The organism is Flagellimonas profundi, assembly GCF_017313275.1.
GTDB lineage: Bacteria > Bacteroidota > Bacteroidia > Flavobacteriales > Flavobacteriaceae > Flagellimonas > Flagellimonas profundi.
Genome location: NZ_JAFLNM010000001.1, coordinates 451,953 through 473,808 on the forward strand (window position 1 = coordinate 451,953; position 21,856 = coordinate 473,808).

A 21,856-nucleotide genomic window follows, 5' to 3' on the forward strand; every position below is an offset into this window, starting at 1 on the left:
CACATTTAAACAATCACAACGTATGAGAAAACTGTCATTTTTTCTAGTAATGGTTCTTGCAGGGACCACAATTCAAGCACAATCCACTTGGAAGTCGGATAAAGCCCATTCCAAGGTAGGTTTTAGTATTACCCACTTAATGATTTCAGAGGTCGAAGGAAGTTTTGGTGAATTTGATATTACTGCGACCGCGGAAGATGATTTTGATAATGCTTCTTTTGATGTGGAAATTAAAGTGCCCAGCATTGATACCGATAATGAAAACAGGGACAACCATTTAAAAAGTCCCGACTTTTTTGATGCAGAGAAGTACCCTTCGATAACCTTTAAAAGCACAAGCTTCGAAAAAACAGGGGATAAGACCTTTACCTTGACAGGTGACCTTAGCATGCACGGGGTTACCAAGTCGGTCACTTTGGATGGGAAAGTGAATGGTGTTATCACTGATCAGCGTAGTCAAAAGTTAAAAGCCGGATTAAAATTGACGGGAACTGTAGACCGTTTGGAATTTGGGGTAGGAGGCGATACGCCCACATTGGGAGATGAGGTAGAGTTTACCGTAAACCTGGAGATGGCTCAGCAATAGTATAGTGTATATCAACCCTAATGTAAAAGGCTGGGCAATTTTGTATTGTTCGGCCTTTTACTTTTCTTGGATTAGATAAGCACAGCGTCTTGCACCGGCCAAGATGTGATCGACACGCTCTACATTGACATTTGGTCCCAATACCGATTGAAATGTATTGAGTTCCGTGTCACAAAATCCTTGACATAAGGTGGCCGCAGCGCAAATAGGACAATGGTTTTCTATCAAAAGGTAGTCACCATCCTCATTTCGTTCGTATGTGGCCATGTAGCCTTCCTTTTTCCTCAACTCGGCCAGTTTTTCAACTTTTTCTTCCAAAGTTGCTTCCTCTGGAATGGCATTGCGATAATGCTGTTGATTGTCCTGCCCCGTGGAGCTGATAAGCTCGGTCAAGGTATCCTCTCCAAGATGCTCCTTTATTTTATTGATAAGTCTCAGGGTCAGTTCAGAATGGGTATCTGGAAATTTGGAATGTCCTTTTTTGGTCAAGGACCAGACTTGTTGTGGGCGCCCCCTTCCCTTAACCCTACTTTCAGATTTAACATACCCATCACTGGACAGTTTTAAAAGTTGAAATCTGGCCCCCTCAGTGGTTACCCCTAAAGTCTGAGCCAATTCCTTCAAGGTTTTTTCGCCTTCGTTTTTGAGAATCCAAATAGCTCGTTCATTTTCTGAAACATTATTATTCATAATAAACAAAGTGAATATTTTGTTTATTATACAAATGTAATATCTTTGTACTGTATTAAAAAGTTATTTAATTCAAAACTACATATTATGAGTTACAAATTACCAGAGCTACCTTATAGTTACGATGCACTTGCACCATACATTGATGCCAAAACCATGGAAATTCACCATACCAAGCATCACCAGGGTTATGTGAACAAATTAAATGCTGCTTTGGAAGAGTCAGGTATTGAGGGCACGGACCTGAATAGCCTTTTTGGAAAAATATCAAAACTGTCCACTGCGATTAGAAATAATGGCGGAGGCCACTATAACCACTGTTTGTTCTGGACCATTTTAACGCCAAACGGTTCTGAAATGCCGGCTACATTGTCCGATGCAATAGATAAAACATTTGGTTCCTTGGATGAGCTTAAAACAAGCTTCTCCAATGCTGCGGCGACCCGTTTTGGTTCAGGTTGGGCTTGGTTGATCGTGGATGGGGATGGCAACTTAAAAGTTACTTCTACCCCAAACCAAGATAATCCATTAATGGATACGGCTTCGGATCAGGGAACCCCAATTTTGGGCTTGGATGTTTGGGAACATGCATATTATTTGAACTATCAAAATAAAAGACCAGAGTATATCGATGCATTTTGGAATCTTGTGAATTGGCAAGAAGTTGAAAAACGTTATCTAGCGGCCATATCATCATAATAATGATACCAAGAACTGATCCAGGACGGCCAGTGCTGTCCTGGATTTAATTTTAATTATTATTCCATAATTTACAGGCAGACAATTTCAAATTAGCAATGGTATTTTCACCTGGTATAAAAAACCTCAAGAAAAGGAAACATGAGAGTACTTGTTTTTAACGGAACAAATTCTACCAAATCCAATGCGGCCAATCACATCGTTGATTATTTTAAAACAACCTTGCAAGGCATGGGTGTGGAAGTAGTGGTTTTTAATTTGGCCGAAAACAGCATTCCTTTTTTTTCTGAAGACAGCGAGGATGTTCCCCCATCGGTATTAAAAATGGTGGAGCTGTTCCGCAGTTGTGAAAGACATATTTGGTTCAGTCCCCTGTACCATGGGGGAATGACGGGCGCTATGAAAAACTGTTTGGATTGGTTGATTGTAAGTGCCCGGGAGAAAGAACCTTATCTGAGTCACATAAAAGTAGCTTTGATTTGTTGGGCCTACGGCGGAAATGCCTCTACAGGCGTGGATAACATGCGTGTGGTTGCCAATACCCTGAGAGCTTGGACTTTACCTTATAGCGTACCTATTGTTATGCAGGATTTATACGCCAAAGACACAAAAACACTTGCTGTTGAATATCAAGATAAATTTGAACGAATGATGACTTTGTTGATGTCTTGAACCTAGCAGCCATTTAGGATACGTTGATTTTTAAATCTCGGATATGGACGCTGATCAGCTTTGAGCAAAACAAAAAAACACCCTACCAATAATGGTCGGGTGCTCTTTTAAAAAGTATGTTCCCATGTAAGCTTTAGGATTTCACTTTTTCATATACCAAGGAACCTGTTTTAAGAGTGTCGTTGCTTATTTTAAAGTTTCTCGATAAAACCCCAAGATGGCTACTGTAACCGCCCTTATCGTTTCCGAATATTTTACCCTTTAATACCCCCCAATTAAAAATGTAGTGGTCATCTTCTCTGTAAATTTCAATGGTGGGCCAGTTTGTGGTGCTTTTATAGGTTCCGACAATACTTTCGTTATCATTGTTGGCGATAAGCAATTCTGAATCATTAGGATATTGAATGTCATCCTCCCTTTTAAAACTTTTATCAAGCCCTGCTTTTTCAATATTTAGAATACTGTCCGCAGATTGCTTGTTGATCAGATTATAGCCATAATTTGCCATCAAATGAGGTAATAGGTACGCTCTGTTATCATTTGAAAAGGCGATGATTCCTACTTTTTTCTCGGGCATAAAAGAGATATGAAAGCTTATACCGGCCAATCCTCCAAATCGGGTCAAAATCTTGTTGTTTTGATATTCCGCAATGTCCCAACCCAAACTATAGCCATTCCGTTGGTACGTATAGTACTTTTTGTCCTGAGCGGTGGTTGCAGTCTGAAGGTCCGACCATGAACCGTTGTTCAATAGTACATTATCCTGATTGATATTTGCTGCCAACCATTTTGATAGATCGTTTATGGTTGAGATGATTCCTCCAGAGGCATGCATGGTGATGTCCGATTTATAGATACCTTTCTCAATAATTCCTCTTTCTTTGGTAACAGTCAATGAAGGGCGAATGTCTTCAATAGCATAGTCAGTGATGTTGGCACTGGTGTTTTCCATTTGTAAAGGGGTGAAGATATGTTCCTCCATCAGCGCATTCCATGTTTTTCCCGTTACATTCTCTGCAACCATCCCAGCTATGATCGGTCCTACATTTGAATATCGGTAATTACCGGAAGGGTCGAATAGGAAATCAGTGTTTAGGTCTTCAATTAATTCTTCGTTACCACCGTTATACCCTAAAAAAGCTGTTTTCCAGGTCATGCTGGTGCTAAAGGTTCCATGGGTATGGTTTAAAAGATTTTTAATGGAAATGTTCCCGGTATCAATACTGTCGCTATAATTTAGTTGTGGAAGATATTCTTGAAGGGATTTATTCAAATCCAATACATTTTTTTGCTCTAAAATTTTGAGCAATGTTCCTGTGAAGGATTTTGTACTTGATGCAATATATAAGGGAGCATCGTTGTCCAAAGATGATGCTTCACCATCTAGAATTTCCCTGTTCAGTGCAAATGAATATGCTAAACCTTGTTCATCTACCACCGCGAAGATGAAATCCCCGTACATTTCCTTTTCAGTATAAATATCCTTTACCTTGTTTTGAAATTGAGCGGCAAATTCTGGGTGTTGGTCCTTGAATTTGCCCATGTTTTCAGAGGATACGCCTTTGCTTGTTCCACAGGAATAAGTGATAAGTAATAGTGTCAATAAGAATAACAGTCTCATAAATTGTATTGTTTTTTGATTTTAGGTTTTGACGAACAAACTCCACGATAGGTTACATTTTTCTTTAACTAGGGATTCCATCCATGATAAACACATTGTTAAATTTCCTCGAACAATATTTCTTTGGGCTTACGAACCTTTTTTCTGAATTGTGTATGGTCTTCTTCGGATCGATACCCGACCGGAGCTATTACTGCCGCATTCAACCCTTTTTGGTCAAGACCCAAAATAGCGTTGAATTTTTCTTGCTCAAATCCTTCCATTGGGCAGGAATCGATTTTAAGTTCTGCACATGCCGTCAAAAGATTGGAAAGTGCCAAGTAGGTTTGTTTTTCCGACCAGTTTTGCCACTCTTTAATAGGCTTTGAGGAGAGACTCGTTTTAATAAAATCTCCATACCCCTCTAATTTTTCCAACGGGGTTCCCTGTGTTTTTGAAGTTGCTTCGATAAAAGCATCAATGTCTCGGTTGTCTCTTTCCGTATAATTGCAGAACACAAAAATATGTGATGCATCCGTCAATTGGGACTGGTTCCAAGCGGCTTCACGTAGTTCCTTTTTCAACGCTTTGTTTTGTATGATTAAAACCTTGTACAGTTGTAGGCCATAAGATGATACCGATAGTTGTACGGCCTGCTTTAGTTTTTCCAAATCATCTTTGTTGATAGATTTGGATGAATCAAACTTTTTAGTTGCATAACGCCATTTCAAGTTTTCCAATAATTCCATTGTCTTCGTTTTTAAATTATTTTATCCGTTAATTCTTTCTAGGTTTTATTGATCAATAAAATGCCAATGGTCATGGCCAATAGACCCAATACTTTTTTGACCACCATTGGTTCTTCGGGCAGCCCAAACCATCCGTAATGCCCAGCTATTGCCGAAAAAATGAGTTGTCCGAACAATCCGAGGGAAATCATGGTAGATATGCCCAGTTTGGGAATGGTATAGTAATAAAGCCCTATTCCGATAACACTGAACAAGGCTCCGGTGAACCATAAATGTTTGGGAATACTGAGCAAAAGAGATGTCTTTGGTATGTTTTTGACACTTAGCACAACAGCCAACAATGCGAAGAGCATGCTAAAAAAGAAGGCCGTGAGTGAAGCCAGTAGGGGATTTTTGAGCTGAACACCTAGTTGTGCGTTCAATCCCCCCTGCATGGCCAAAAACACGCCGCCGATAAAAGCCAATAAAATGTTGATATACTGGTTCATGACTTCTTTTTTGATGTCACAAAACTAGAAGCAAGGTTTTAGCGAAATCTTAAGGTACATTAAGAAACAAGAAAGGGTAGAGGGCTAATTTTGATTTCTGGTCAATCAGATATATTGAATTTCTTAACCAAAGTCAATGGACAACACATTGCCACAAAATAGTTTTGTTGAATTATGAAGGATTCACATAGTACATACAAGTTGATGCAAGTTCTTGGGTGTCAGCACCTATTCATTTGGGTCATGTTGGTTTGTCCCATATTTGGTTTTGGTCAGACCGACATCAAAGAGGCAAGCCAAATTGATGCATTCTTCAATGATTGGAATTCGGAAAACCATCCTGGTGGAGTAGTGGGGGTTATAAAATCCAATGAGACTATCTACTTAAAGGCTTTTGGGAACGCTAGTTTGGAATATAAGGTTCCCAATAACAAGTCTACCTTGTTCAATATTGGATCCATATCAAAACAATTCACGGCCATGGGGATTGTGCTTCTTCAACAAAAAGGACTATTGTCTGTTGATGATAAGGTCCAAAAGTATTTCCCTGAGTTTCCAATTTTCAGTAATCCCATTACCCTAAAACATGTATTGCAGCATACAAGTGGATTAAGGGACTTTCACGAATTAATGACACTTGCCGGTTGGCGGGGCGATGACTATAGAACCAATGGGGATGTAGTAAGGTTGCTACAAATGCAAACGGATTTGAATTTTAAACCAGGCGAAAAGTTTATGTATTCCAACACGGGATATGTTGTGCTGGCCGAAATTATTGAAAAAGTTACGGGAGAGGATTTCAAAGTTTGGATGCAAAACAATGTTTTTGAACCGCTACAACTAAAGCGAACCTATGTGGAGGATAATAATCAGCACATTGTTTCCAACAGAGCAACCTCGTACTACCATAGCCACGATAAGGTTTTTGAAATGGCGCAGGCCTATTGGGCCTATACCGGTGCGGGAAATATGTATTCCACTACTGAGGATCTATTGAAGTGGGCCCATAACTTTTATAACCCCAAAGCTGGATGGGAACAATCTTTTGCCATTCTTCAAACATTGGGCGGTTTAACCAATGGCGACCCTATCAACTATGCCTATGGTATTTATATAGATGAAATGTTCGGTAAAAAACGGATACAGCACGCTGGTGTTGTAGGGGGTTATCGGACTTTTCTTTGCATATATCCCGAAGAGGAACTGAGCATTGTTGTATTGACCAATTTTTCCAATGCACCATTTGGAGAGCGGGCAGATGACATTGCAGGTGTTTTACTTTCAGAAACCAGGGAAAAATTGCAACCGTTTGTTCGTTCAGCGCATCAAAATGAAATAAGGCAACAGGAAAGTTCCATGGAGCTGACTGATTGCACAGGTACATTTTATAGTCCGGAAATAGATACCCATTATACATTTTACCAAGAAGGCGATACCTTAAAATGTTCCCACGGGCGCCATGGAGAATTTACAATGGAAGTAGAGGGACCTGATGTGTTCAAAAGTTCCTGGCCTTTGGAAAGCATCAAGATCTCACGTAATCAAAAAGGAGAAGTAATCGGTCTCCATATATCCACAGGTAGGGTAAAAAACCTGTGGTTCAAAAAAATCAATTCATCATCAATCAATTAATATCATGAGAACAACAATCATCAATTTAACCCTGATCATATTCGGCCTTACGGCCGGTTATGCCCAAACCGACACGATTTCTATCGAGAATGTGAATGTAATTCCGATGTATGAGAACATCCTTCCCCACAATCAAAGGGTGGTTGTTGGCAATGGGAAAATACTTCGTGTTGAAGACGTTTCAAAGGCATCGGAATATCCCATGGCCAAGCAGATTGATGGTTCCGGCAAATACCTGATTCCCGGATTGCACGAGATGCATTACCATTGGCGCAACAAGGAAGGAGGGATTGAACGTGATTTCAAATTGCTTTTGGCCAACGGAGTTACCACGGTACGGAACATGGCGGAGTACGATTGGCAAGATCATATTGCCATTAGGGATAGTATAGATAACAACCTATTGATGGGTCCGAATTACTATACTTCGGGGCCCTATTTGCAGTCTCAGGATTTAAAGACCAGTGCGGATGTAGAGCGCATCATAGCACAGCACCACATCAAAGGGTACGACTTTATAAAAATCGCGGATAATCTTCCGAAGGATATCTATCTGAAAGTTCTTGAGAGGGCAGCCGACTATGATATTCCCGTGATGGGGCATGCACAGCGAGAGATGGACTTGGAGTATTCGCTACGGATGAAATCCATTGAACATGTAGAGGAATTTGTGTACTTGTTCGGTGATGAACAAAGAAGTGATAGTCTATTCCTGAAAAATGCAGTACAGCAGATTAAAAACAGCGGAATTGTCATTGCACCGACCTTGGTGGTTTTTGATATGATCATAAAATGTTTGAACGACAATAGCTTTGCAAAACTTAAGGAAAAAGAAGTCGCAACATATATGCTGAGAGGGGATTATGGGTATTGGGCATCTGATGAAAATCCATATCGACAAAATTTAAAAGGGAAGGTGATCAACGGAATGGATGCTTTGCCTCTGTTGGAAAGTTACTTTGAATGGATGAAGAATTTTACCAAAATGTTGGCAAAAGAAGATGTTCCCATGATGACCGGAAGCGATACTTTTGGTTTTGTGGTACCCGGATTTTCCTTGCACGAAGAATTTCAATTTCTTCAAGAAGCTGGTCTATCTCCCCACGAAATACTGAAAGCAAGTACATTGACACCTGCCCGATATTTGGGTTCTATTGCTACGGAGGGGACTATTACCGAAGGAAAAAATGCCAATTTGGTCCTGTTGAACAAAAACCCGTTGGAAGATATTAAAAACACCAAAACGATTGAAGGTGTACTGTTGAAAGGGGAGTGGTTGGGTCGAGACCAATTGGACAGCTTTTTAAAGGAAGTTGAATCGCTAAATCATTGAAAACTTAAATAAATTAAAATACCTATGCCACATTTTGTGCTGGACTGTTCCAATACGGTCATTAAATCTCAATCCCCGGAATCGATAATGCAATTGGTCTACGATACCGCTGAATCCACAGGTTTGTTCGACCCCGAAGATATTAAGGTGCGAATCAATCCCTTTGAACACTATATGGTTGGGAATGCAAAGGATGACTTCATCCACATCTTTGCAAACATCATGGAAGGGAGAACTGCCGAACAAAAGGCCAATTTATCAAAGCGAATTGTTGCTGAACTCAAGGGCATGTTCCCCGAAGTTCCAATTATCTCCATCAACATCAGGGATTTTGAGAAAGCGACCTACTGTAACAAAACCATGGTATAATCCTCCTGTACTATGAAAATGAAAGTAATAACGGCGACTGTTGCCACAGTTTTGATATTTTTTGGTGTACAAGCTCAATCGGAGGGTATTCCGAATGTAGTTGGCACCAACCACCTTCTTTCCTCTAAAATATTGAATGAACAGCGGGAAGTTCAGATTTATTTGCCGCCAGACTATCAAGATTCAGCTAAAGCCTACCCTGTGGTTTATGTGTTGGATGGACAACGTTTCTTTTTACACGTGGTCAGCCTGAGCCAATCGTTCCAACAATTTCAATTGACCCCGGAATTTATTATTGTGGGGATTAACAACAGTTATCCCAACAGATTCAGGCATTTTGGGGAGGGAAAGGAAAATTTCAAGGGCTTTTTGGAAAATGAATTGATGCCCTATGTGAACGAAAACTTCAGAACCAAGGGAGAAAACCTGCTTTTTGGTTGGGAATATGGCGCAAGCTTTGTTTTTCATATGATGATGGACCAGCCTACACTTTTTAATGCCTATTTGATGGCCAGCCCATTTCCGATTTTTGATGCCATTGATGGTTTGGACACATCATCCAATATGGGCACACAGCTTTATTTTGCCGTAAGCCCCGATGAGTATGATGTAAGGCACAGTACCGAAAAATTGAACGAGAAACTGACAACTCAACCCATTGATGGGCTTTCATGGAAATATTTTGAGTTTGAACTGGAAGAACACCGCTCCACGGGTTACCCAACTTTATATCATGGCCTTCGTGACTATTTTAAATATTATCAGGAGTTTGAAACGAACAACCTGAGAAAATTTATCAATGCGGGAGGAATGGAGTATGCCTTGAATCATGCTCAGGAAAGGGCCAAACGCTATGGATTTGAACCTGACCTTTCCCTGTGGTCACGTTTTACCATTGTTCGCAGTGCCATGCGGGCCGATGATTTTTATCATTTTGAAACCTTATTGCATGCCCTGGATAAAGATGAATTTATCAAAGAACTGCTAGCGCAAAGGGATTATGCGGTATCCCAAATAGCTGCTTTTTATGAAAAGCATAACCGCTTTAAAGAGACTATTGAACTCTACGACCTTTTGCTGAAAAAGTATCCAGATTCAGAAAGGTTGTTGGCTAAAAAACGGAGCGCACAATCAAAGCTTTAAAAAGAAATTTGAAAGTGAAATATAAAATGGGGAAAATCGTAACGCTAATACTGGTATGGGTACTTTTCGCTTCCAATAAAGTTTTTGCCCAAAACACCATGGAACAATTTGAAGTGGTTTCCCAATATCTGCAAGAAAACAGAATGGCCCATGTAGCATTGCCGAAACAGTACGGACAATCCACAAAAGAATACCCGCTGATTTTGATATTGGATCATGAATTGCTATTCAATACCACTTCTGCGATTGTAAACCAATTAAGTGGCAATTCCCGTATGCCGGAAGCAATCGTAGCGTCGTTAAGTGCCGGAAGCCAACACCGCAATTATTATGCTCCCAATTTATACAATAATCACCGGGACCGTTCTTATAATTACGGCAACCATCAGGACGAACTTTTAAGTTTTATTGAAAAGGAACTATTGCCTCATTTAGAAAAAAAGTACAGGCTTGCCAAGTTTAGAATGATCGTAGGGTTTTCACCCGCTTCGGTTTTTGCGTTCCATACCGTATTGAACAAACCCGATTTGTTTCAAGCCTATATCTGTCTGGCGGCGGGCAATATTATTGGTGATGGGCACGCCAAAGATCAACGACTGATAGAAGCATTTGAAGAATTGTATAGGAAACCTGGACTTCCCAAACATTACCTTTATGTTGTATCTGGAGGGAAAGATGTTGAAGACCAACCGTACATACAAACAAATGTCAAGGATTTCAATGACCTATTGAAAAAATACCAAGCATCAGGCATTTATGCCAAAGCTGAAATAATTGAGGGGGAAGGGCATACCGATGTGGTGCTTCCAGGATTGATTTCCGCCTTCAATTTTATTTTTCCAAGGGATAGGTGGGATGTGGATTATCTGAATTTGATTGAACAGAAGGGAACTGCGAAAGCCAATATCCTACATTTTTACGACGAGCTGTCCAAGACCTATAACTTTAAAATTTATCCCAATGCGGATAGATTGTACAGTATGAGTTGCCTAAAAAATATAGGAAGACGATTGTTGGGTGCAAATAAAACCGAAGAGGCCATAGAACTTTACCAATATTGGACAGATTTATACCCTCGATCCCATTTGGCCCATTATTTTTTAGGGATGTCCTATAAAGAAGCCAATAATCTGGAAAAGGCCGCGGAGGCATATAATAGGTCCCATACCCTTGCATTATCACAAAATAGTGATGATGCCAAGTTGTACAAAAAAGCCTTGGAAACAATAACTAACTAAATACTTCTTAAAAAAACATGAAACTGAAAAATATACTTTTTATCATTTTTTGGTGCTTTGGCACCCATTTGATTACCGCACAGCAAGTTGAAACAATTGTCCAAAGCGATACGATCCTCAACGTTTTAGATGAATACTACAAATTAAACCTAAAGGTTTTTCAAGCGGACTCCACTCCAGAAGACGTTGACAACATCTTTGAACTTTTCACGGACGATTTTACCTATGTGCACCATCATTATGGAGGAGTATACACTAGGGAAGATCTATACAACGGTTACATGCGAAACCAAAAAAATGGTGGTTACGATGGTAGTGTGGTCGATATCCAAGTGGAAAATAAAATTGTTGGTTTGAATGCCATTGCCGTCAGCAAACGATTCATTAAAAAGGACGAAGGCAAAATTGTAGAGGGAGAGGCCCAAATGGCCCTCTTTGAATTTAAGGATGGCAAAATTTCCAGGATTTATGAATATTGGTAAAAACCTTTCATCCTGCTCGTGGTGTGTTTTGCTATGCTGTGTCTTACAAATTAACGGACAAACCCAATATGATGTAAAAAAGGTGAATGACCATGTTTATATTTTTACAGAGTTATGGGACGCCAACGCCAATGGAAATTGTGGTGTTGTCATTGGGGATAAGGAAGTATTGCTCATCAACTCCATGATGCTCAGCAGTGCACCGGACTTGGAAAAGGAAATTCAAAAAATCACCGATTTGCCCATAGGTTTTGTAATTAACAGCGATTCGGATACCTACAACCACAACGCCAACTCCTATTTTGCAGACAAGGGGGCAACCATAATATCCCATGAAAACATCAAGTATTCAGGGGCATACCACCAACTCTTATTTAAAAAGGAAATATCCATTCACATTGGTGATGAAGTGGTGACTGCCTATCACACCCCTTCTCATACATTGGACCATGTAGATATTTATCTGGAGAATAGTAACGTGCTGTTCATGGGTGATGGGTTTCAGCCACATTGGTTGACCTACACTGGCCCAAATGGAATTGAGGGCGTTCTCTCCGGCATTAACAAGGCCATTGCATTGTCTGATGATAACACCATTATTGTACCCGGAAATACATCAAAAGAGCCAAAATATTATTTTGGTGACAAGGACCATCTTCTCAGAAATAGGGAGATATATGTCAAGTTTAATAGGCGAGTGGGGGAATTGTTTATAAAAGGGTTCACTACTGAAGAAATTGCTTTGGACGAGGTTGTAAACAAAATCGTTGAAAAGTTAGAGGCGTACCCAAAGTTTAAACCCTACTTAACATATGTGGTAGAAGAATCGGTGGAAGTCAATTTTAAGACCAAGATCAAATAGGCATTGGTAAGGATGTTTCTTTTCGCAGTGCGTTTAACTCCCTTATATCAATAAATCTTTTTTCACTTCCATATTGAACAGAATTGAAATTTTCTCACAATACGCATTCATCCGTTGCAGGTTTTCTAGAGCTGTTTTCGGCAATTTTTGTCTAGCGGACTCCCAGCTTATCTTATCGGGCCATTGGGCGTAAGCTATATAGCTGCCCGCCTCATTTTTATGGAGCCGGGAGCCAAGCCCTCCGGCATGTGCTATAAACGACTCTGTTGCAAGTTGCCATGTTTTCTCAAAGTCTTTTTCAAGACCAGGGATAACATTAAACTGATATATTACTGCATACATGTTGAGTGTTTTTTATTTCCTAAAACTTAAAGATATCTTCTAAAAGTCAAAGAATTGGTTGTGTGGTGTTATTTTAAAGGTAAGGAATAACTCTCCAAAACCCCATGGGTCGAAAACCCCATTTTAGTGTATATTCTTTCCCCGGCCTCAGATGCAACCAAAAATACTTTACTGCTCTGGGCTTTGATGGATTGATTGATTAAGTATTGGGTCATTTTTTTTCCAAGCCCTAATCCTCTATGGGTTCCTTTAGTGCCGATCATGTGAATGCCGGCAACGCCATTTTTATCAATATAAACCATACCGCATGTGGGAATACCCTTATCGTGTTTTCCCAAAATGATTTTGAAGGAAGACTTGTCAATTAATGGGATGATGGTGGATGCTTCAACAGGGTAGCCAAAAGATTCGGAGGCGACATCTGCAAATATTTTAGCTTCGTCAGTAGTGCTTACCGTTATAAAATCGGTTTCATTAATATCCTCAAAGAGGACTCCGGAAGTATCCAATGCCATGGCCTTAATTTTGGAGGAGAGTCTAAATTGATGGGATTCCAGAATGGTTTTTATGGTATCGTCCTCATAGGTTGCAATCGAATTTGGTATCGCTCCAAAACCAATTTTTATCCGTAGGTCATCAAGGTCCAGTTTTTCATGATCAAGGTCAAAAACCTTACTTGGCCAAGAGTTGTTTAAAGCGTTTGTATACGAAAGACCATTTTCCATAGTTAGGAATTCTCCTTGCTTTCCTATTTGGGTCCAAAACTCGAATAAGTGATTAATAATTATCTTGTTCATGTTTTCAATTTTATAAATAACCTTTGTTTTTATATTGGCCCACAATTTTGCTCAGGAAAAGTTCCATTTCCCTTTGGGACCTATAACTCTCCGTTGGTTGTTTTTGATAATTCAAAAGGGATTCGATTAACTGTTTCAACGACTGTTCATCTTTTGATTTACAGAGCGTATTGGTGTGGCAGTCAAAATTTCGATAAAAGTCGCCCAAAGAAAATTGGCCTACCAGTTCACCGCCCCATCGCTGGACCAATTTTGCCAAAATTTCCAAATGCGATTTACCTCCGGTGGCCCCTGGTGAAGTGCTCAACAATAAAATCGGCTTATCTTGCAAAAAGCGTTGGTCTACTCTTGAAAGCCAGTCGATGTGGTTTTTTAAAAAAGCGGATGGAAGTCCATTATGCTCAGGAGAAGCTAAAATAAATCCATCTGCTGAAGTAAAGGTTTGAAACAGTTCTTTGGTCCATATTGGAATTCCTTTTTTCTCAATTTCGGTACTGTAGATTGGAATGTCATACTCCTTAAGATCAAGAAATTCTATTCTATCGTTCGGGAATTCCCTTATAATATATTTTAGGAGTTTTCGGTTTATGGAATTGTGACTGGTACTTCCGGTAAATGCAATAATTTTTTTCATAATGCGCTGATTTGTATGTCAACGCAAACCTATTACAGGGAAAAACGGTTAATCTTAAGGTGTATTAAGAAAGGGTATTACTTGATTTTTTTTCGAAGGGCGCTCAAAAACTCTGGGGTGATGCCCAAATAGGAAGCAACCATGTATTGTGGAACACGCTGCTCAATGCTTCTATACTTTGACCTAAATTCCAAATAGCGCTCTTCGGCCGATTTGCTCATGGAGTTAATGGTACGGTCCTGTAAGGCAACATAAGCCTTTTCAAACTTTAATCTATAAAATCGTTCAATGGCGGGAACTTTTTCATAGAGTTTGTTCAGCGTGTCTCGGTGTATTTGCAGAACAATGGTTGGTTCTATGGCCTGCACAAATTGTTTGGCGGGAGTTTCCGTTAAATAACTGTAGAGGTCGTTTACCCACCAGCCTTCAATACCAAATTGTACAATATGCTCCTTGGCCTCTTCATCCATGTGGTAAGCCCGTAAACTGCCCTTTGCAATAAATCGCATGTGGTTGGAGATTTCCCCGGCAAAAAGCAAGACCTCTTTCTTTTTAAGGTGCCTTTCCGTATAACTATCAAGTACTATGGATTCCTCTTCGGTATTTAAATCAATAGTATCCCTTAAATGTGATAACAGTATTCCCTTTACATCCAAAACCTAGAAATTGATTCAGAAAATTAATAAAAGTTAATGGATGATAGACTTTGTGGCCAATTAATGTTTATGTCAATAAGTAACTTTTTGATTTTAAAGTGCTTCTTAACCAAAGTCAATATATTGAAAATCACTTCGATCTACCTTTACATACATTTTTTAAATCAAAAAGGAGTATCATGTATCTTAGAAAAGCATTAGTGATATCGGGCTTAAGTTACCTTATGATTTTCATAACGGGGTTTTACGCCAATTTTTCCATTTTAGAAACTATGGTTGTATCCGATAATGTTGAGGTGACCGTTGCCAACTTCATAGGACAACGAACGAGATTGGGAAGTGGCATTTTAGCTTTTTTGGGTATGCTTATTTTTGATGTAGTCCTTGTGTTTTCCTTGTATCCGGTAACTAAGCAGACAAACCGAAAACTAACAATTGTGGCCTCCGTGTTTCGAATGTTACATGCCATTGGCTTTGGCATTGCATTGATAAGTTTGATAAGGATTTACCATTTAACGGATAGTCCAGGCAGTATGGATGTAATAGAGCTAGAGGACAGTATTATGCATTTATTGGAAAAATTTGATAGCACATGGACGCTTGGATTGCTATTTTTTGGGATTCATCTTGCGTTTTTAGGTTATTTGTCCGTTAAGTCCGCTATAATTCCAAAAAGTATTGGCTATTTATTGCTTTTGGCAGCTTTGGGGTATTTGGTGAGTTGTTCAGCAAAGCTAGTGCTGACTGTTTACACTGACTATGAGCAGTTTTTTGAATCAATGGTAGTGCTGTTCGGGGTTGTAGGGGAATTTTCCTTTACTATATGGTTATTCATAAAGGGATTAAAAAAAGCTCAATAAAGAACCTGTGGATTTTCACCTTTTTGCAATACGCTTTCTAATCCTGCTCAAAGATTCCGGTTTCACGCCCAAATAACTGGCCAAGTGATACTGTGGTACCCGTTGCAGTAGTTCTGGCCTGTTTTCCATAAGTGAAATATACCTTTGTTCCGGTGAGGAAATCATAAACTGCGCCAGTTTATCTTGGTGTGTTCCAAGTTCTTCTTCTATAGAAACCCGGCAGAGGGTTTCAAAACCCGAAACCCTTTTAAAAAGTTCCTGTTCTTTCTCTCGGGACAAAATAGCCAACTTACAATCCTCTATGCATTCCAAATAATGATTGGAAGGTATTTTAAGGTGATAACTCCGTAAGGATGAAATAGCATCTTGTTCCGCGTAAAAATCAGTCGTTTTTTCTTCTCCATCCACCAGATAGTACTTCCTTACCAACCCAGAAATATTGAAGTAAGATTCATTGGAGACCTGTCCTTCTCGGAGCAGCAGGTGTCCCTTTACATAGGTTTTGATCGGAATACATTCTGTAATGGCATTGGCTTCCTCCTCATTTAGGTCCAAAGCGTTTTCCAATAATTGTACAATTTCACTTTTCAATTTAGGGATCTTTGATTGGTACAAAAGTACCCTTTTCCCTAATTTGTAATTGTAAAATTTGATAGGAGGCAGCAAAGGTTTTGGATTATTCTGTCCATTAAACCACAAACTGGAATAAAACGATTTGAGTATCTTGAGCCCATAGATTCAAATAAGATAACCTACGTATCATGAGAACCCTGATTAGAGCTTTCATCATAATTACTTTTTCGACCTATGTATCATGCCAAAAAGAAAATAAAGTCAAACCTCCCGAACCCATTGGACCAATTCCCTCTGAAGAACAATTGGCCTGGCACAAAATGGAAATGAATGCATTTATCCATTTTACCATAAACACTTTTACGGATAAGGAATGGGGGTATGGAGATGAATCTCCGGAACTCTTCAACCCAACATCTTTCAATGCGGATCAATGGATGAAAGTGTTAAAAAATACTGGTTTCAAGGGAGTTGTCTTAACGGCAAAGCATCACGATGGGTTCGCATTATGGCCATCGGCCTATACCGAGCATTCCATTAAGAATAGTCCGTTTGAATCGGGTAAGGGAGATATCGTAAAATCTGTATCGGAATCAGCCGCAGCACATGGACTCAAATTTGGGGTTTACCTATCTCCTTGGGACAGGAACCGCTCCGATTATGGAGAGGACTCTTACGTGAATTATTACCGTAATCAGCTCAAAGAACTCTTTACCGGTTACGGACCTGTCTTTGAAATGTGGTTTGATGGAGCCAATGGTGGTGATGGTTATTACGGAGGTGCTCGAGAAACAAGGACAATCGATAGAAAGAATTACTATGATTGGTCCACAACATTGAAAATGGTCGATTCGATGCAACCACAAGTACTGTTTTTTAGTGATGCTGGGCCTAGTTTACGATGGGTGGGCAACGAGCGAGGTATTGCTGGAAAAACCAATTGGAATACCATTACGCCGGACACCCTGTATGCAGGTAAGTCTGGTATTGAAAAATTATTGCAACACGGTACCAAAGGGGGGAGTGCATGGATTCCCGCCGAAGTTGATGTATCCATAAGACCGGGGTGGTTTTACCACAAAGCTGAGGACAGCTTGGTAAGAACCCCCGAAAATTTGTTTGAGCGCTACCTTACCTCTGTGGGAAGGGGTTCTACCTTACTTTTAAATATTCCCCCGGATACAAGAGGCTTGTTCCATGAAAATGATGTAGAGGCATTAGTAGGTTTTAGAAAAATTTTGGACAGTGTTTTTCAAAATAATTTAGCCACATCCGCAAAAGTTGTGGCCAGCACATTTAGGGGTGAGGACGAAAGATTCTCCCCATTGAACTTGACCGACGGGGACGAGAATACTTACTGGGCCACAGACGATGGAATAACCGAAGCATCATTTCAAATTGAGATGGATACGGCCCAAAAAATAAACTATTTAGTTCTTCAAGAGCATATAGCCCTTGGGCAGCGAGTGGTCGCTTTTAAAGTATATGCTTGGGTTGATAATGATTGGGAAGAAGTAGGCAGTGAAACAACAATTGGCTACAAAAGAATTTTACCCCTGAATGGAACCCATACTTCTAAAATAAAGGTGGAAATAACCGAAGCTCTTGGAAGTCCCGTAATTTCCAATGTGGGGATGTATTAAGATATGTGGGGCAAAGTTGAATCTTTTGGGGAGACAATAGGCTGATCCCATTTGTGGTAAAACAATCCGAGATACCTTATTGGAAAAACCCTAATGCCTCCTTGTGTTTTCCAAAAGAAACAATGAGAAATTTGTTATACGAGTTTCATCTTATTGGGATCCCAGTGCATGATTTTTTTATCAAAATAACTGGTGTTACAGGCTAATGCCGGAGCAGCTGCCCTAAAACCAAACTCGGCGTCCTCCACTACCTCTTTTCCAGACCGTATGGCATCAAAAAAATTGGTGAAGTGATCCAAATGATCGCTGTACCCTTCAGGTGCCTTATAAATTACATCACCTTTCGGATGTCTTTTTTGTTGTGCTTCGGTCCATTTGGCGTTGTAATCTGCCGTCATTCGATTTTGCATTTCCTCTGGAAAGGTAAATAGGGAATCATAACCTCCAAAACCTGGAGCTTCGGGCATTTTGCTATAACTTACGATAATATCGTTGCGATCTATGGTGATTGTTCCCTCGGAACCTATCAATTGTATGATTTCCTGACCTCCAGTACCGCTGATAAAATTTACGCGCACATTTAATTGAAATGCAGGGTGTTCTTCACTTTTCGGATATTGCAATACCCCGGACATTACATCGGGCATGTTTCGGCCATCGTTCCAGTAACTAAATTGTCCTGTACTGTAAATATTTTCCGGCCCTTTTGAATTGGTGATGAAATGGGTTCCGCTCAACAAATGGATGTAAAGGTCACCTGCCACTCCAGTACCGAACTCTTTAAAAGCTCTCCACCAAAAGAATTTTTTGGCATCAAACTCCATTTTATCCGTTACCTCAATAAAGGTATCCCAATCGGTGGTCTCTGGGCTCGCATCATCTGGAATGGTATACTCCCAAGCCCCTATGGAACTTTGCCTGTCCCAGGCCGCTTGTACCATGTTCAGGTCGCCTATTTCCCCAGCGGCCAGTAGCTCCTTGGCCTTAGCGTAGCCAACGCTGCTCACTCTCTGACTTCCCACTTGAAATACTTTCCCCGATTTTTCCGCAGCTTTCATCATGGGGTAACCCTCATCTATTTTGTGCATCATTGGTTTTTCCAAATAAACGTGTTTGCCTTTGGCAAGGGCATCCAAGGTTATTCGGGAGTGCCAAACATCTGTAGTGCAAATCAATACCGCATCAATATCATCTTTGTCCAAGAGCTCTTTGTAACTTCTGGTAACAAATAGATCCTTTCCATACTCTTCTTGGGCCCTTGTTAACCTGCCTTGGTACAGATCACATATGCCTGCAAGTTCAACGCCCGGAACCCTTAGTGCAGTGTTCAGATCAAAATGGCCTTGAACCCCGTACCCTATGACCCCTATTCTTACCTTATCGTTGCTGGAAAATTCCCGGTCGTATCGCAATATTCGCTCCTCTGCTTTTTCTTGGGCTGCAAAAGAGGCGAAGGGAGTGGCCGCGGAAGCCAATGTGGTGGCTCCTATCTGCCGTAAAAACTTTCTTCTTTTGTTTGAATTGTTACTTTTCATGTACTTGATTTTTTTGATGGTTTAGTTGACGGAATAACTCACAAAGGCCAATTTTTTACTGTCAGGACTCCAAGATGGTACATTGATCGTGCCTTGTCCTCCAAAGAAAACGGGGGTTATATCCTTAATTTCCTTGGTATTTAGATTCATTAGCCTCAATTTAACCTGTTTTCCGAACAAATGGTTTTGTTTTTGGTCCGATGTGTAGGCAATATACACAATCCATTTGCCATCTGGGGAAGGGTGGGGAAACCAATTGGAGTTTTCGTCAAAAGTCAATTGTTCCTGTTTTTTTCCATTGGTGCGCATACGCCAGATTTGCATATGTCCGGATTTATACGAGTTATAATAAATATATTTTCCGTCAGGCGAATATTCGGGACCATCGTCCAAACCTTCTGCAGTGGTCAACCTTTTTTCCTTTCCTCCATCCACACTTATGGTATATACATCATAATTTCCGTTGCGCTCCGCGCAATAAGCCAAACGTTTTCCGTCGGGAGACCAGCCATGCCAAAAGGACATCACTTCCGAGGTCACCCTTCTTGGTTTCCCACCTGCTATGGGTAGCACATAAATGGCCGATTTGTAGGCTTTGGGCGACGGGTCTGTCACATCGTTGTGGCTTATGGCCAACCATTTATTGTCGGGGGAAATACCATGGTCGTTATTGCTCTGGTCCGCAAAGTCGGTATTTAGTAGTTCCAAATCCTTGGTTTTTAGATCTAAGGTGTACAGTTTCCCCTTACTGTTCACAATCAAATAATTGTCAGGGTGCCAGTTGGGAGCTTCAAAATGCTCATCAATGCTGAGTACGGTCTCAATTCTGCCCGATGTTATATCCACGGTTTGAATATAACTGGTGGTATCAATTTTATTTTCTGGTGGATGATTATAGAAATGGAGGGATTGTCCCACCAGTTTCCAATTACCATCAATTTTATCCAGTAAACGAACTTCGTGCGAAAGGCTTTCTTTACCATTGGTGTCAACCGAAACTTCATCATGGGCGACCCAAGCAGTATTATCACCAATTTTCATTTTATGGTTGGAATGGAAAGCGAATCCTCCGTTTCCCAGCATGCTCGACGGTGGGTCAATAATCGTTTCGGTGGGAATATCCAGGGTGCGTCCATCCGCGGTGGAAGCCAAAATACGGCTATAGGGTTGCGCCTGCCAACAGTCTGCATGGGCTTGTTTGTCTCCCATGCGCCATGTTAATCCTTCTTTTTCCAATAGTTGGATGATTGCAAGGGAATCTTGTTGCTGAGAAAACAAAGAGCAACCAATAAGTAGCGCCCCAAGAGTAAACAGGGTACGTTTTCGGGACAACTGCTGTATATTGTAAAAAAGGCAATGTTGAAGTTGATGAAGTATCTTCATGATCGTTTAGTTTGGTTTTTGGTGTGCAGGATAAATATACATTTTATTTTCTAAATAAAAGATAATAGAAAAGAATTCTTAATTTTATGAAGATAATATGCATGGCAACCAATGTCAGCTTTGTACAATGTTGCCTGCATCAACCAAAGGATCATGGGTAAGTTTAACACAGAAGATTATATAGCACAGCTTTCAATTGACTGTGTGATTTTTGGATATAAGAACAAAGAACTGAAGGTTTTGATTTCCAAATTAAGTTATGGGGATAATTTATGGAGCCTTCCAGGAGGATATATTTTACAGACCGAGGGTATTGACCAGGCAGCCTCCCGTATTTTAAAAGAACGGACAGGATTGGACAATATCTATTTGGAACAGTTTAGGGCTTTTGGTGGTCCGGACAGGATTATTGGAAGCGAGTTTCGAGATTTGGTGAGAACGGGGCTGCGTAACTTTGACTCCAACAGATTTGATGATGAGGCCATAGATTGGATAACCAGCCGTTTTGTTTGCATTGGTTACTATGCTTTGGTTGATTTGAACAAGGTGGAGCTGAGGATAGGGGAGTTCGAGGAATTTTTGAAATGGGTGAGTATTGCTGAGTTGCCGAACATGACGCACGATCACAATAAAATCGTTGCAGCGGCACACAAGGCACTTCGTCAAAATCTTGATGAAAAACTAATTGGGTTCAACCTGCTTCCCGAAGAATTTACCATGCGCGAGGTAAAGGAACTGTATGAAGCTGTTTACGACAAGGAGTTCCCCATGAACAACTTTCAAAAAAAAATATTGGGCCTCAATGTACTGGAAAGGCTGGGCAAGAAATTTACCGGAGCTCAAAATAGGGCTCCTTATCTCTACCGTTTCAAAAAATAAGCTGTAGAGCG

24 protein-coding genes are annotated in these 21,856 nt (G+C 40.3%); 13 read left to right on the forward strand and 11 right to left on the reverse strand.

What is annotated here, in order from left to right; translation table 11 throughout:
• The first annotated feature begins 22 nt into the window (after positions 1-22).
• The gene (locus J0654_RS02025) at positions 23-586 is read left to right on the forward strand and encodes a YceI family protein (RefSeq protein ID WP_207026103.1); all 564 of its coding nucleotides are present in this window, start codon (positions 23-25) and stop codon (positions 584-586) included.
• A gap of 57 nt (positions 587-643) precedes the next feature.
• On the opposite strand, the gene J0654_RS02030 is transcribed toward J0654_RS02025, so the two are convergent.
• Entirely contained in the window at positions 644-1,276 is a 633-nt protein-coding gene (locus tag J0654_RS02030) for a helix-turn-helix transcriptional regulator (protein ID WP_207026104.1), read from the reverse strand.
• Positions 1,277-1,363: 87 nt separating this feature from the next.
• Here J0654_RS02030 and J0654_RS02035 point away from each other — a divergent pair, with 87 nt between their 5' ends.
• A complete protein-coding gene (locus tag J0654_RS02035) occupies positions 1,364-1,975 on the forward strand; it encodes a superoxide dismutase (protein ID WP_237685864.1) in 612 nt (203 codons plus the stop codon).
• Positions 1,976-2,116: 141 nt separating this feature from the next.
• Entirely contained in the window at positions 2,117-2,647 is a 531-nt protein-coding gene (locus tag J0654_RS02040) for an NADPH-dependent FMN reductase (protein ID WP_207026105.1), read from the forward strand.
• Positions 2,648-2,780: 133 nt separating this feature from the next.
• On the opposite strand, the gene J0654_RS02045 is transcribed toward J0654_RS02040, so the two are convergent.
• From J0654_RS02045 to J0654_RS02055, 3 genes are all read right to left on the reverse strand, one after another.
• A complete protein-coding gene (locus J0654_RS02045) occupies positions 2,781-4,268 on the reverse strand; it encodes a serine hydrolase domain-containing protein (RefSeq protein ID WP_207026106.1) in 1,488 nt (495 codons plus the stop codon).
• 98 nt (positions 4,269-4,366) lie between these two features.
• Complete coding sequence (locus J0654_RS02050; protein ID WP_207026107.1) at positions 4,367-4,996, reverse strand: NAD(P)H-dependent oxidoreductase; 630 nt, start codon at positions 4,994-4,996, stop codon at positions 4,367-4,369.
• A gap of 38 nt (positions 4,997-5,034) precedes the next feature.
• On the reverse strand, positions 5,035-5,484 hold the full coding sequence (locus J0654_RS02055) for a DMT family transporter (protein ID WP_207026108.1): 450 nt from the start codon (positions 5,482-5,484) through the stop codon (positions 5,035-5,037).
• A gap of 174 nt (positions 5,485-5,658) precedes the next feature.
• Between J0654_RS02055 and J0654_RS02060 the strand changes: the two genes are divergently transcribed.
• Genes J0654_RS02060 through J0654_RS02090 form a run of 7 tightly spaced genes read left to right on the forward strand, consistent with a single transcriptional unit; the run spans position 5,659 to position 12,543 of the window.
• Positions 5,659-7,116, forward strand: a complete 1,458-nt coding sequence (locus J0654_RS02060; RefSeq protein ID WP_207026109.1) for a serine hydrolase domain-containing protein — start codon at positions 5,659-5,661, stop codon at positions 7,114-7,116.
• 4 nt (positions 7,117-7,120) lie between these two features.
• On the forward strand, positions 7,121-8,449 hold the full coding sequence (locus J0654_RS02065) for an amidohydrolase family protein (RefSeq protein ID WP_207026110.1): 1,329 nt from the start codon (positions 7,121-7,123) through the stop codon (positions 8,447-8,449).
• A 24-nt stretch (positions 8,450-8,473) separates the two neighbouring features.
• Positions 8,474-8,818 carry a 5-carboxymethyl-2-hydroxymuconate Delta-isomerase gene (locus J0654_RS02070; protein WP_207026111.1) on the forward strand — a complete coding sequence of 115 codons (345 nt, stop codon included), beginning with the start codon at positions 8,474-8,476 and terminating at the stop codon, positions 8,816-8,818.
• 12 nt (positions 8,819-8,830) lie between these two features.
• On the forward strand, positions 8,831-9,961 hold the full coding sequence (locus J0654_RS02075) for an alpha/beta hydrolase (protein WP_207026112.1): 1,131 nt from the start codon (positions 8,831-8,833) through the stop codon (positions 9,959-9,961).
• Between the two features lie 26 nt (positions 9,962-9,987).
• Entirely contained in the window at positions 9,988-11,199 is a 1,212-nt protein-coding gene (locus tag J0654_RS02080) for an alpha/beta hydrolase-fold protein (RefSeq protein ID WP_207026113.1), read from the forward strand.
• Between the two features lie 17 nt (positions 11,200-11,216).
• Positions 11,217-11,681 carry a nuclear transport factor 2-like protein gene (locus tag J0654_RS02085; RefSeq protein WP_207026114.1) on the forward strand — a complete coding sequence of 155 codons (465 nt, stop codon included), beginning with the start codon at positions 11,217-11,219 and terminating at the stop codon, positions 11,679-11,681.
• Positions 11,668-12,543 carry an MBL fold metallo-hydrolase gene (locus J0654_RS02090; RefSeq protein ID WP_207026115.1) on the forward strand — a complete coding sequence of 292 codons (876 nt, stop codon included), beginning with the start codon at positions 11,668-11,670 and terminating at the stop codon, positions 12,541-12,543. The genes J0654_RS02085 and J0654_RS02090 overlap by 14 nt, the downstream gene beginning before the upstream one ends.
• A gap of 42 nt (positions 12,544-12,585) precedes the next feature.
• On the opposite strand, the gene J0654_RS02095 is transcribed toward J0654_RS02090, so the two are convergent.
• From J0654_RS02095 to J0654_RS02110, 4 genes are all read right to left on the reverse strand, one after another.
• Entirely contained in the window at positions 12,586-12,885 is a 300-nt protein-coding gene (locus J0654_RS02095) for an antibiotic biosynthesis monooxygenase family protein (protein ID WP_207026116.1), read from the reverse strand.
• Positions 12,886-12,953: 68 nt separating this feature from the next.
• On the reverse strand, positions 12,954-13,682 hold the full coding sequence (locus J0654_RS02100; protein ID WP_207026117.1) for a GNAT family N-acetyltransferase: 729 nt from the start codon (positions 13,680-13,682) through the stop codon (positions 12,954-12,956).
• A 10-nt stretch (positions 13,683-13,692) separates the two neighbouring features.
• Positions 13,693-14,316 carry an NADPH-dependent FMN reductase gene (locus J0654_RS02105; protein WP_207026118.1) on the reverse strand — a complete coding sequence of 208 codons (624 nt, stop codon included), beginning with the start codon at positions 14,314-14,316 and terminating at the stop codon, positions 13,693-13,695.
• 77 nt (positions 14,317-14,393) lie between these two features.
• The gene (locus J0654_RS02110; protein WP_207026119.1) at positions 14,394-14,972 is read right to left on the reverse strand and encodes a Crp/Fnr family transcriptional regulator; all 579 of its coding nucleotides are present in this window, start codon (positions 14,970-14,972) and stop codon (positions 14,394-14,396) included.
• Positions 14,973-15,151: 179 nt separating this feature from the next.
• On the opposite strand from J0654_RS02110, the gene J0654_RS02115 reads away from it, so the two are divergent.
• Entirely contained in the window at positions 15,152-15,832 is a 681-nt protein-coding gene (locus tag J0654_RS02115; protein WP_207026120.1) for a DUF4386 domain-containing protein, read from the forward strand.
• A 15-nt stretch (positions 15,833-15,847) separates the two neighbouring features.
• Here J0654_RS02115 and J0654_RS02120 read toward each other — a convergent pair whose 3' ends face one another.
• Entirely contained in the window at positions 15,848-16,423 is a 576-nt protein-coding gene (locus J0654_RS02120; protein WP_207026121.1) for a Crp/Fnr family transcriptional regulator, read from the reverse strand.
• Between the two features lie 170 nt (positions 16,424-16,593).
• On the opposite strand from J0654_RS02120, the gene J0654_RS02125 reads away from it, so the two are divergent.
• Positions 16,594-18,048 (forward strand): alpha-L-fucosidase, encoded by a 1,455-nt coding sequence (locus J0654_RS02125; protein ID WP_207026122.1) that lies wholly within the window; start codon positions 16,594-16,596, stop codon positions 18,046-18,048.
• 134 nt (positions 18,049-18,182) lie between these two features.
• Here J0654_RS02125 and J0654_RS02130 read toward each other — a convergent pair whose 3' ends face one another.
• On the reverse strand, positions 18,183-19,583 hold the full coding sequence (locus J0654_RS02130) for a Gfo/Idh/MocA family protein (protein ID WP_207026123.1): 1,401 nt from the start codon (positions 19,581-19,583) through the stop codon (positions 18,183-18,185).
• A gap of 21 nt (positions 19,584-19,604) precedes the next feature.
• The gene (locus tag J0654_RS02135) at positions 19,605-20,966 is read right to left on the reverse strand and encodes a DUF5050 domain-containing protein (RefSeq protein ID WP_207026124.1); all 1,362 of its coding nucleotides are present in this window, start codon (positions 20,964-20,966) and stop codon (positions 19,605-19,607) included.
• Positions 20,967-21,119: 153 nt separating this feature from the next.
• Between J0654_RS02135 and J0654_RS02140 the strand changes: the two genes are divergently transcribed.
• The gene (locus J0654_RS02140; RefSeq protein WP_207026125.1) at positions 21,120-21,845 is read left to right on the forward strand and encodes an NUDIX hydrolase; all 726 of its coding nucleotides are present in this window, start codon (positions 21,120-21,122) and stop codon (positions 21,843-21,845) included.
• Positions 21,846-21,856: the final 11 nt, after the last annotated feature.

What these genes read in the sequence shown, in the direction of transcription:
- J0654_RS02025 (WP_207026103.1), top strand. Translation starts at nt 23, where the DNA reads ATGAGAAAACTGTCATTTTTTCTAGTAATGGTTCTTGCAGGGACCACA.
- J0654_RS02030 (WP_207026104.1), bottom strand. Translation starts at nt 1,276, where the DNA reads ATGAATAATAATGTTTCAGAAAATGAACGAGCTATTTGGATTCTCAAA.
- J0654_RS02035 (WP_237685864.1), top strand. Translation starts at nt 1,364, where the DNA reads ATGAGTTACAAATTACCAGAGCTACCTTATAGTTACGATGCACTTGCA.
- J0654_RS02040 (WP_207026105.1), top strand. Translation starts at nt 2,117, where the DNA reads ATGAGAGTACTTGTTTTTAACGGAACAAATTCTACCAAATCCAATGCG.
- J0654_RS02045 (WP_207026106.1), bottom strand. Translation starts at nt 4,268, where the DNA reads ATGAGACTGTTATTCTTATTGACACTATTACTTATCACTTATTCCTGT.
- J0654_RS02050 (WP_207026107.1), bottom strand. Translation starts at nt 4,996, where the DNA reads ATGGAATTATTGGAAAACTTGAAATGGCGTTATGCAACTAAAAAGTTT.
- J0654_RS02055 (WP_207026108.1), bottom strand. Translation starts at nt 5,484, where the DNA reads ATGAACCAGTATATCAACATTTTATTGGCTTTTATCGGCGGCGTGTTT.
- J0654_RS02060 (WP_207026109.1), top strand. Translation starts at nt 5,659, where the DNA reads ATGAAGGATTCACATAGTACATACAAGTTGATGCAAGTTCTTGGGTGT.
- J0654_RS02065 (WP_207026110.1), top strand. Translation starts at nt 7,121, where the DNA reads ATGAGAACAACAATCATCAATTTAACCCTGATCATATTCGGCCTTACG.
- J0654_RS02070 (WP_207026111.1), top strand. Translation starts at nt 8,474, where the DNA reads ATGCCACATTTTGTGCTGGACTGTTCCAATACGGTCATTAAATCTCAA.
- J0654_RS02075 (WP_207026112.1), top strand. Translation starts at nt 8,831, where the DNA reads ATGAAAATGAAAGTAATAACGGCGACTGTTGCCACAGTTTTGATATTT.
- J0654_RS02080 (WP_207026113.1), top strand. Translation starts at nt 9,988, where the DNA reads ATGGGGAAAATCGTAACGCTAATACTGGTATGGGTACTTTTCGCTTCC.
- J0654_RS02085 (WP_207026114.1), top strand. Translation starts at nt 11,217, where the DNA reads ATGAAACTGAAAAATATACTTTTTATCATTTTTTGGTGCTTTGGCACC.
- J0654_RS02090 (WP_207026115.1), top strand. Translation starts at nt 11,668, where the DNA reads ATGAATATTGGTAAAAACCTTTCATCCTGCTCGTGGTGTGTTTTGCTA.
- J0654_RS02095 (WP_207026116.1), bottom strand. Translation starts at nt 12,885, where the DNA reads ATGTATGCAGTAATATATCAGTTTAATGTTATCCCTGGTCTTGAAAAA.
- J0654_RS02100 (WP_207026117.1), bottom strand. Translation starts at nt 13,682, where the DNA reads ATGAACAAGATAATTATTAATCACTTATTCGAGTTTTGGACCCAAATA.
- J0654_RS02105 (WP_207026118.1), bottom strand. Translation starts at nt 14,316, where the DNA reads ATGAAAAAAATTATTGCATTTACCGGAAGTACCAGTCACAATTCCATA.
- J0654_RS02115 (WP_207026120.1), top strand. Translation starts at nt 15,152, where the DNA reads ATGTATCTTAGAAAAGCATTAGTGATATCGGGCTTAAGTTACCTTATG.
- J0654_RS02125 (WP_207026122.1), top strand. Translation starts at nt 16,594, where the DNA reads ATGAGAACCCTGATTAGAGCTTTCATCATAATTACTTTTTCGACCTAT.
- J0654_RS02130 (WP_207026123.1), bottom strand. Translation starts at nt 19,583, where the DNA reads ATGAAAAGTAACAATTCAAACAAAAGAAGAAAGTTTTTACGGCAGATA.
- J0654_RS02135 (WP_207026124.1), bottom strand. Translation starts at nt 20,966, where the DNA reads ATGAAGATACTTCATCAACTTCAACATTGCCTTTTTTACAATATACAG.
- J0654_RS02140 (WP_207026125.1), top strand. Translation starts at nt 21,120, where the DNA reads ATGGGTAAGTTTAACACAGAAGATTATATAGCACAGCTTTCAATTGAC.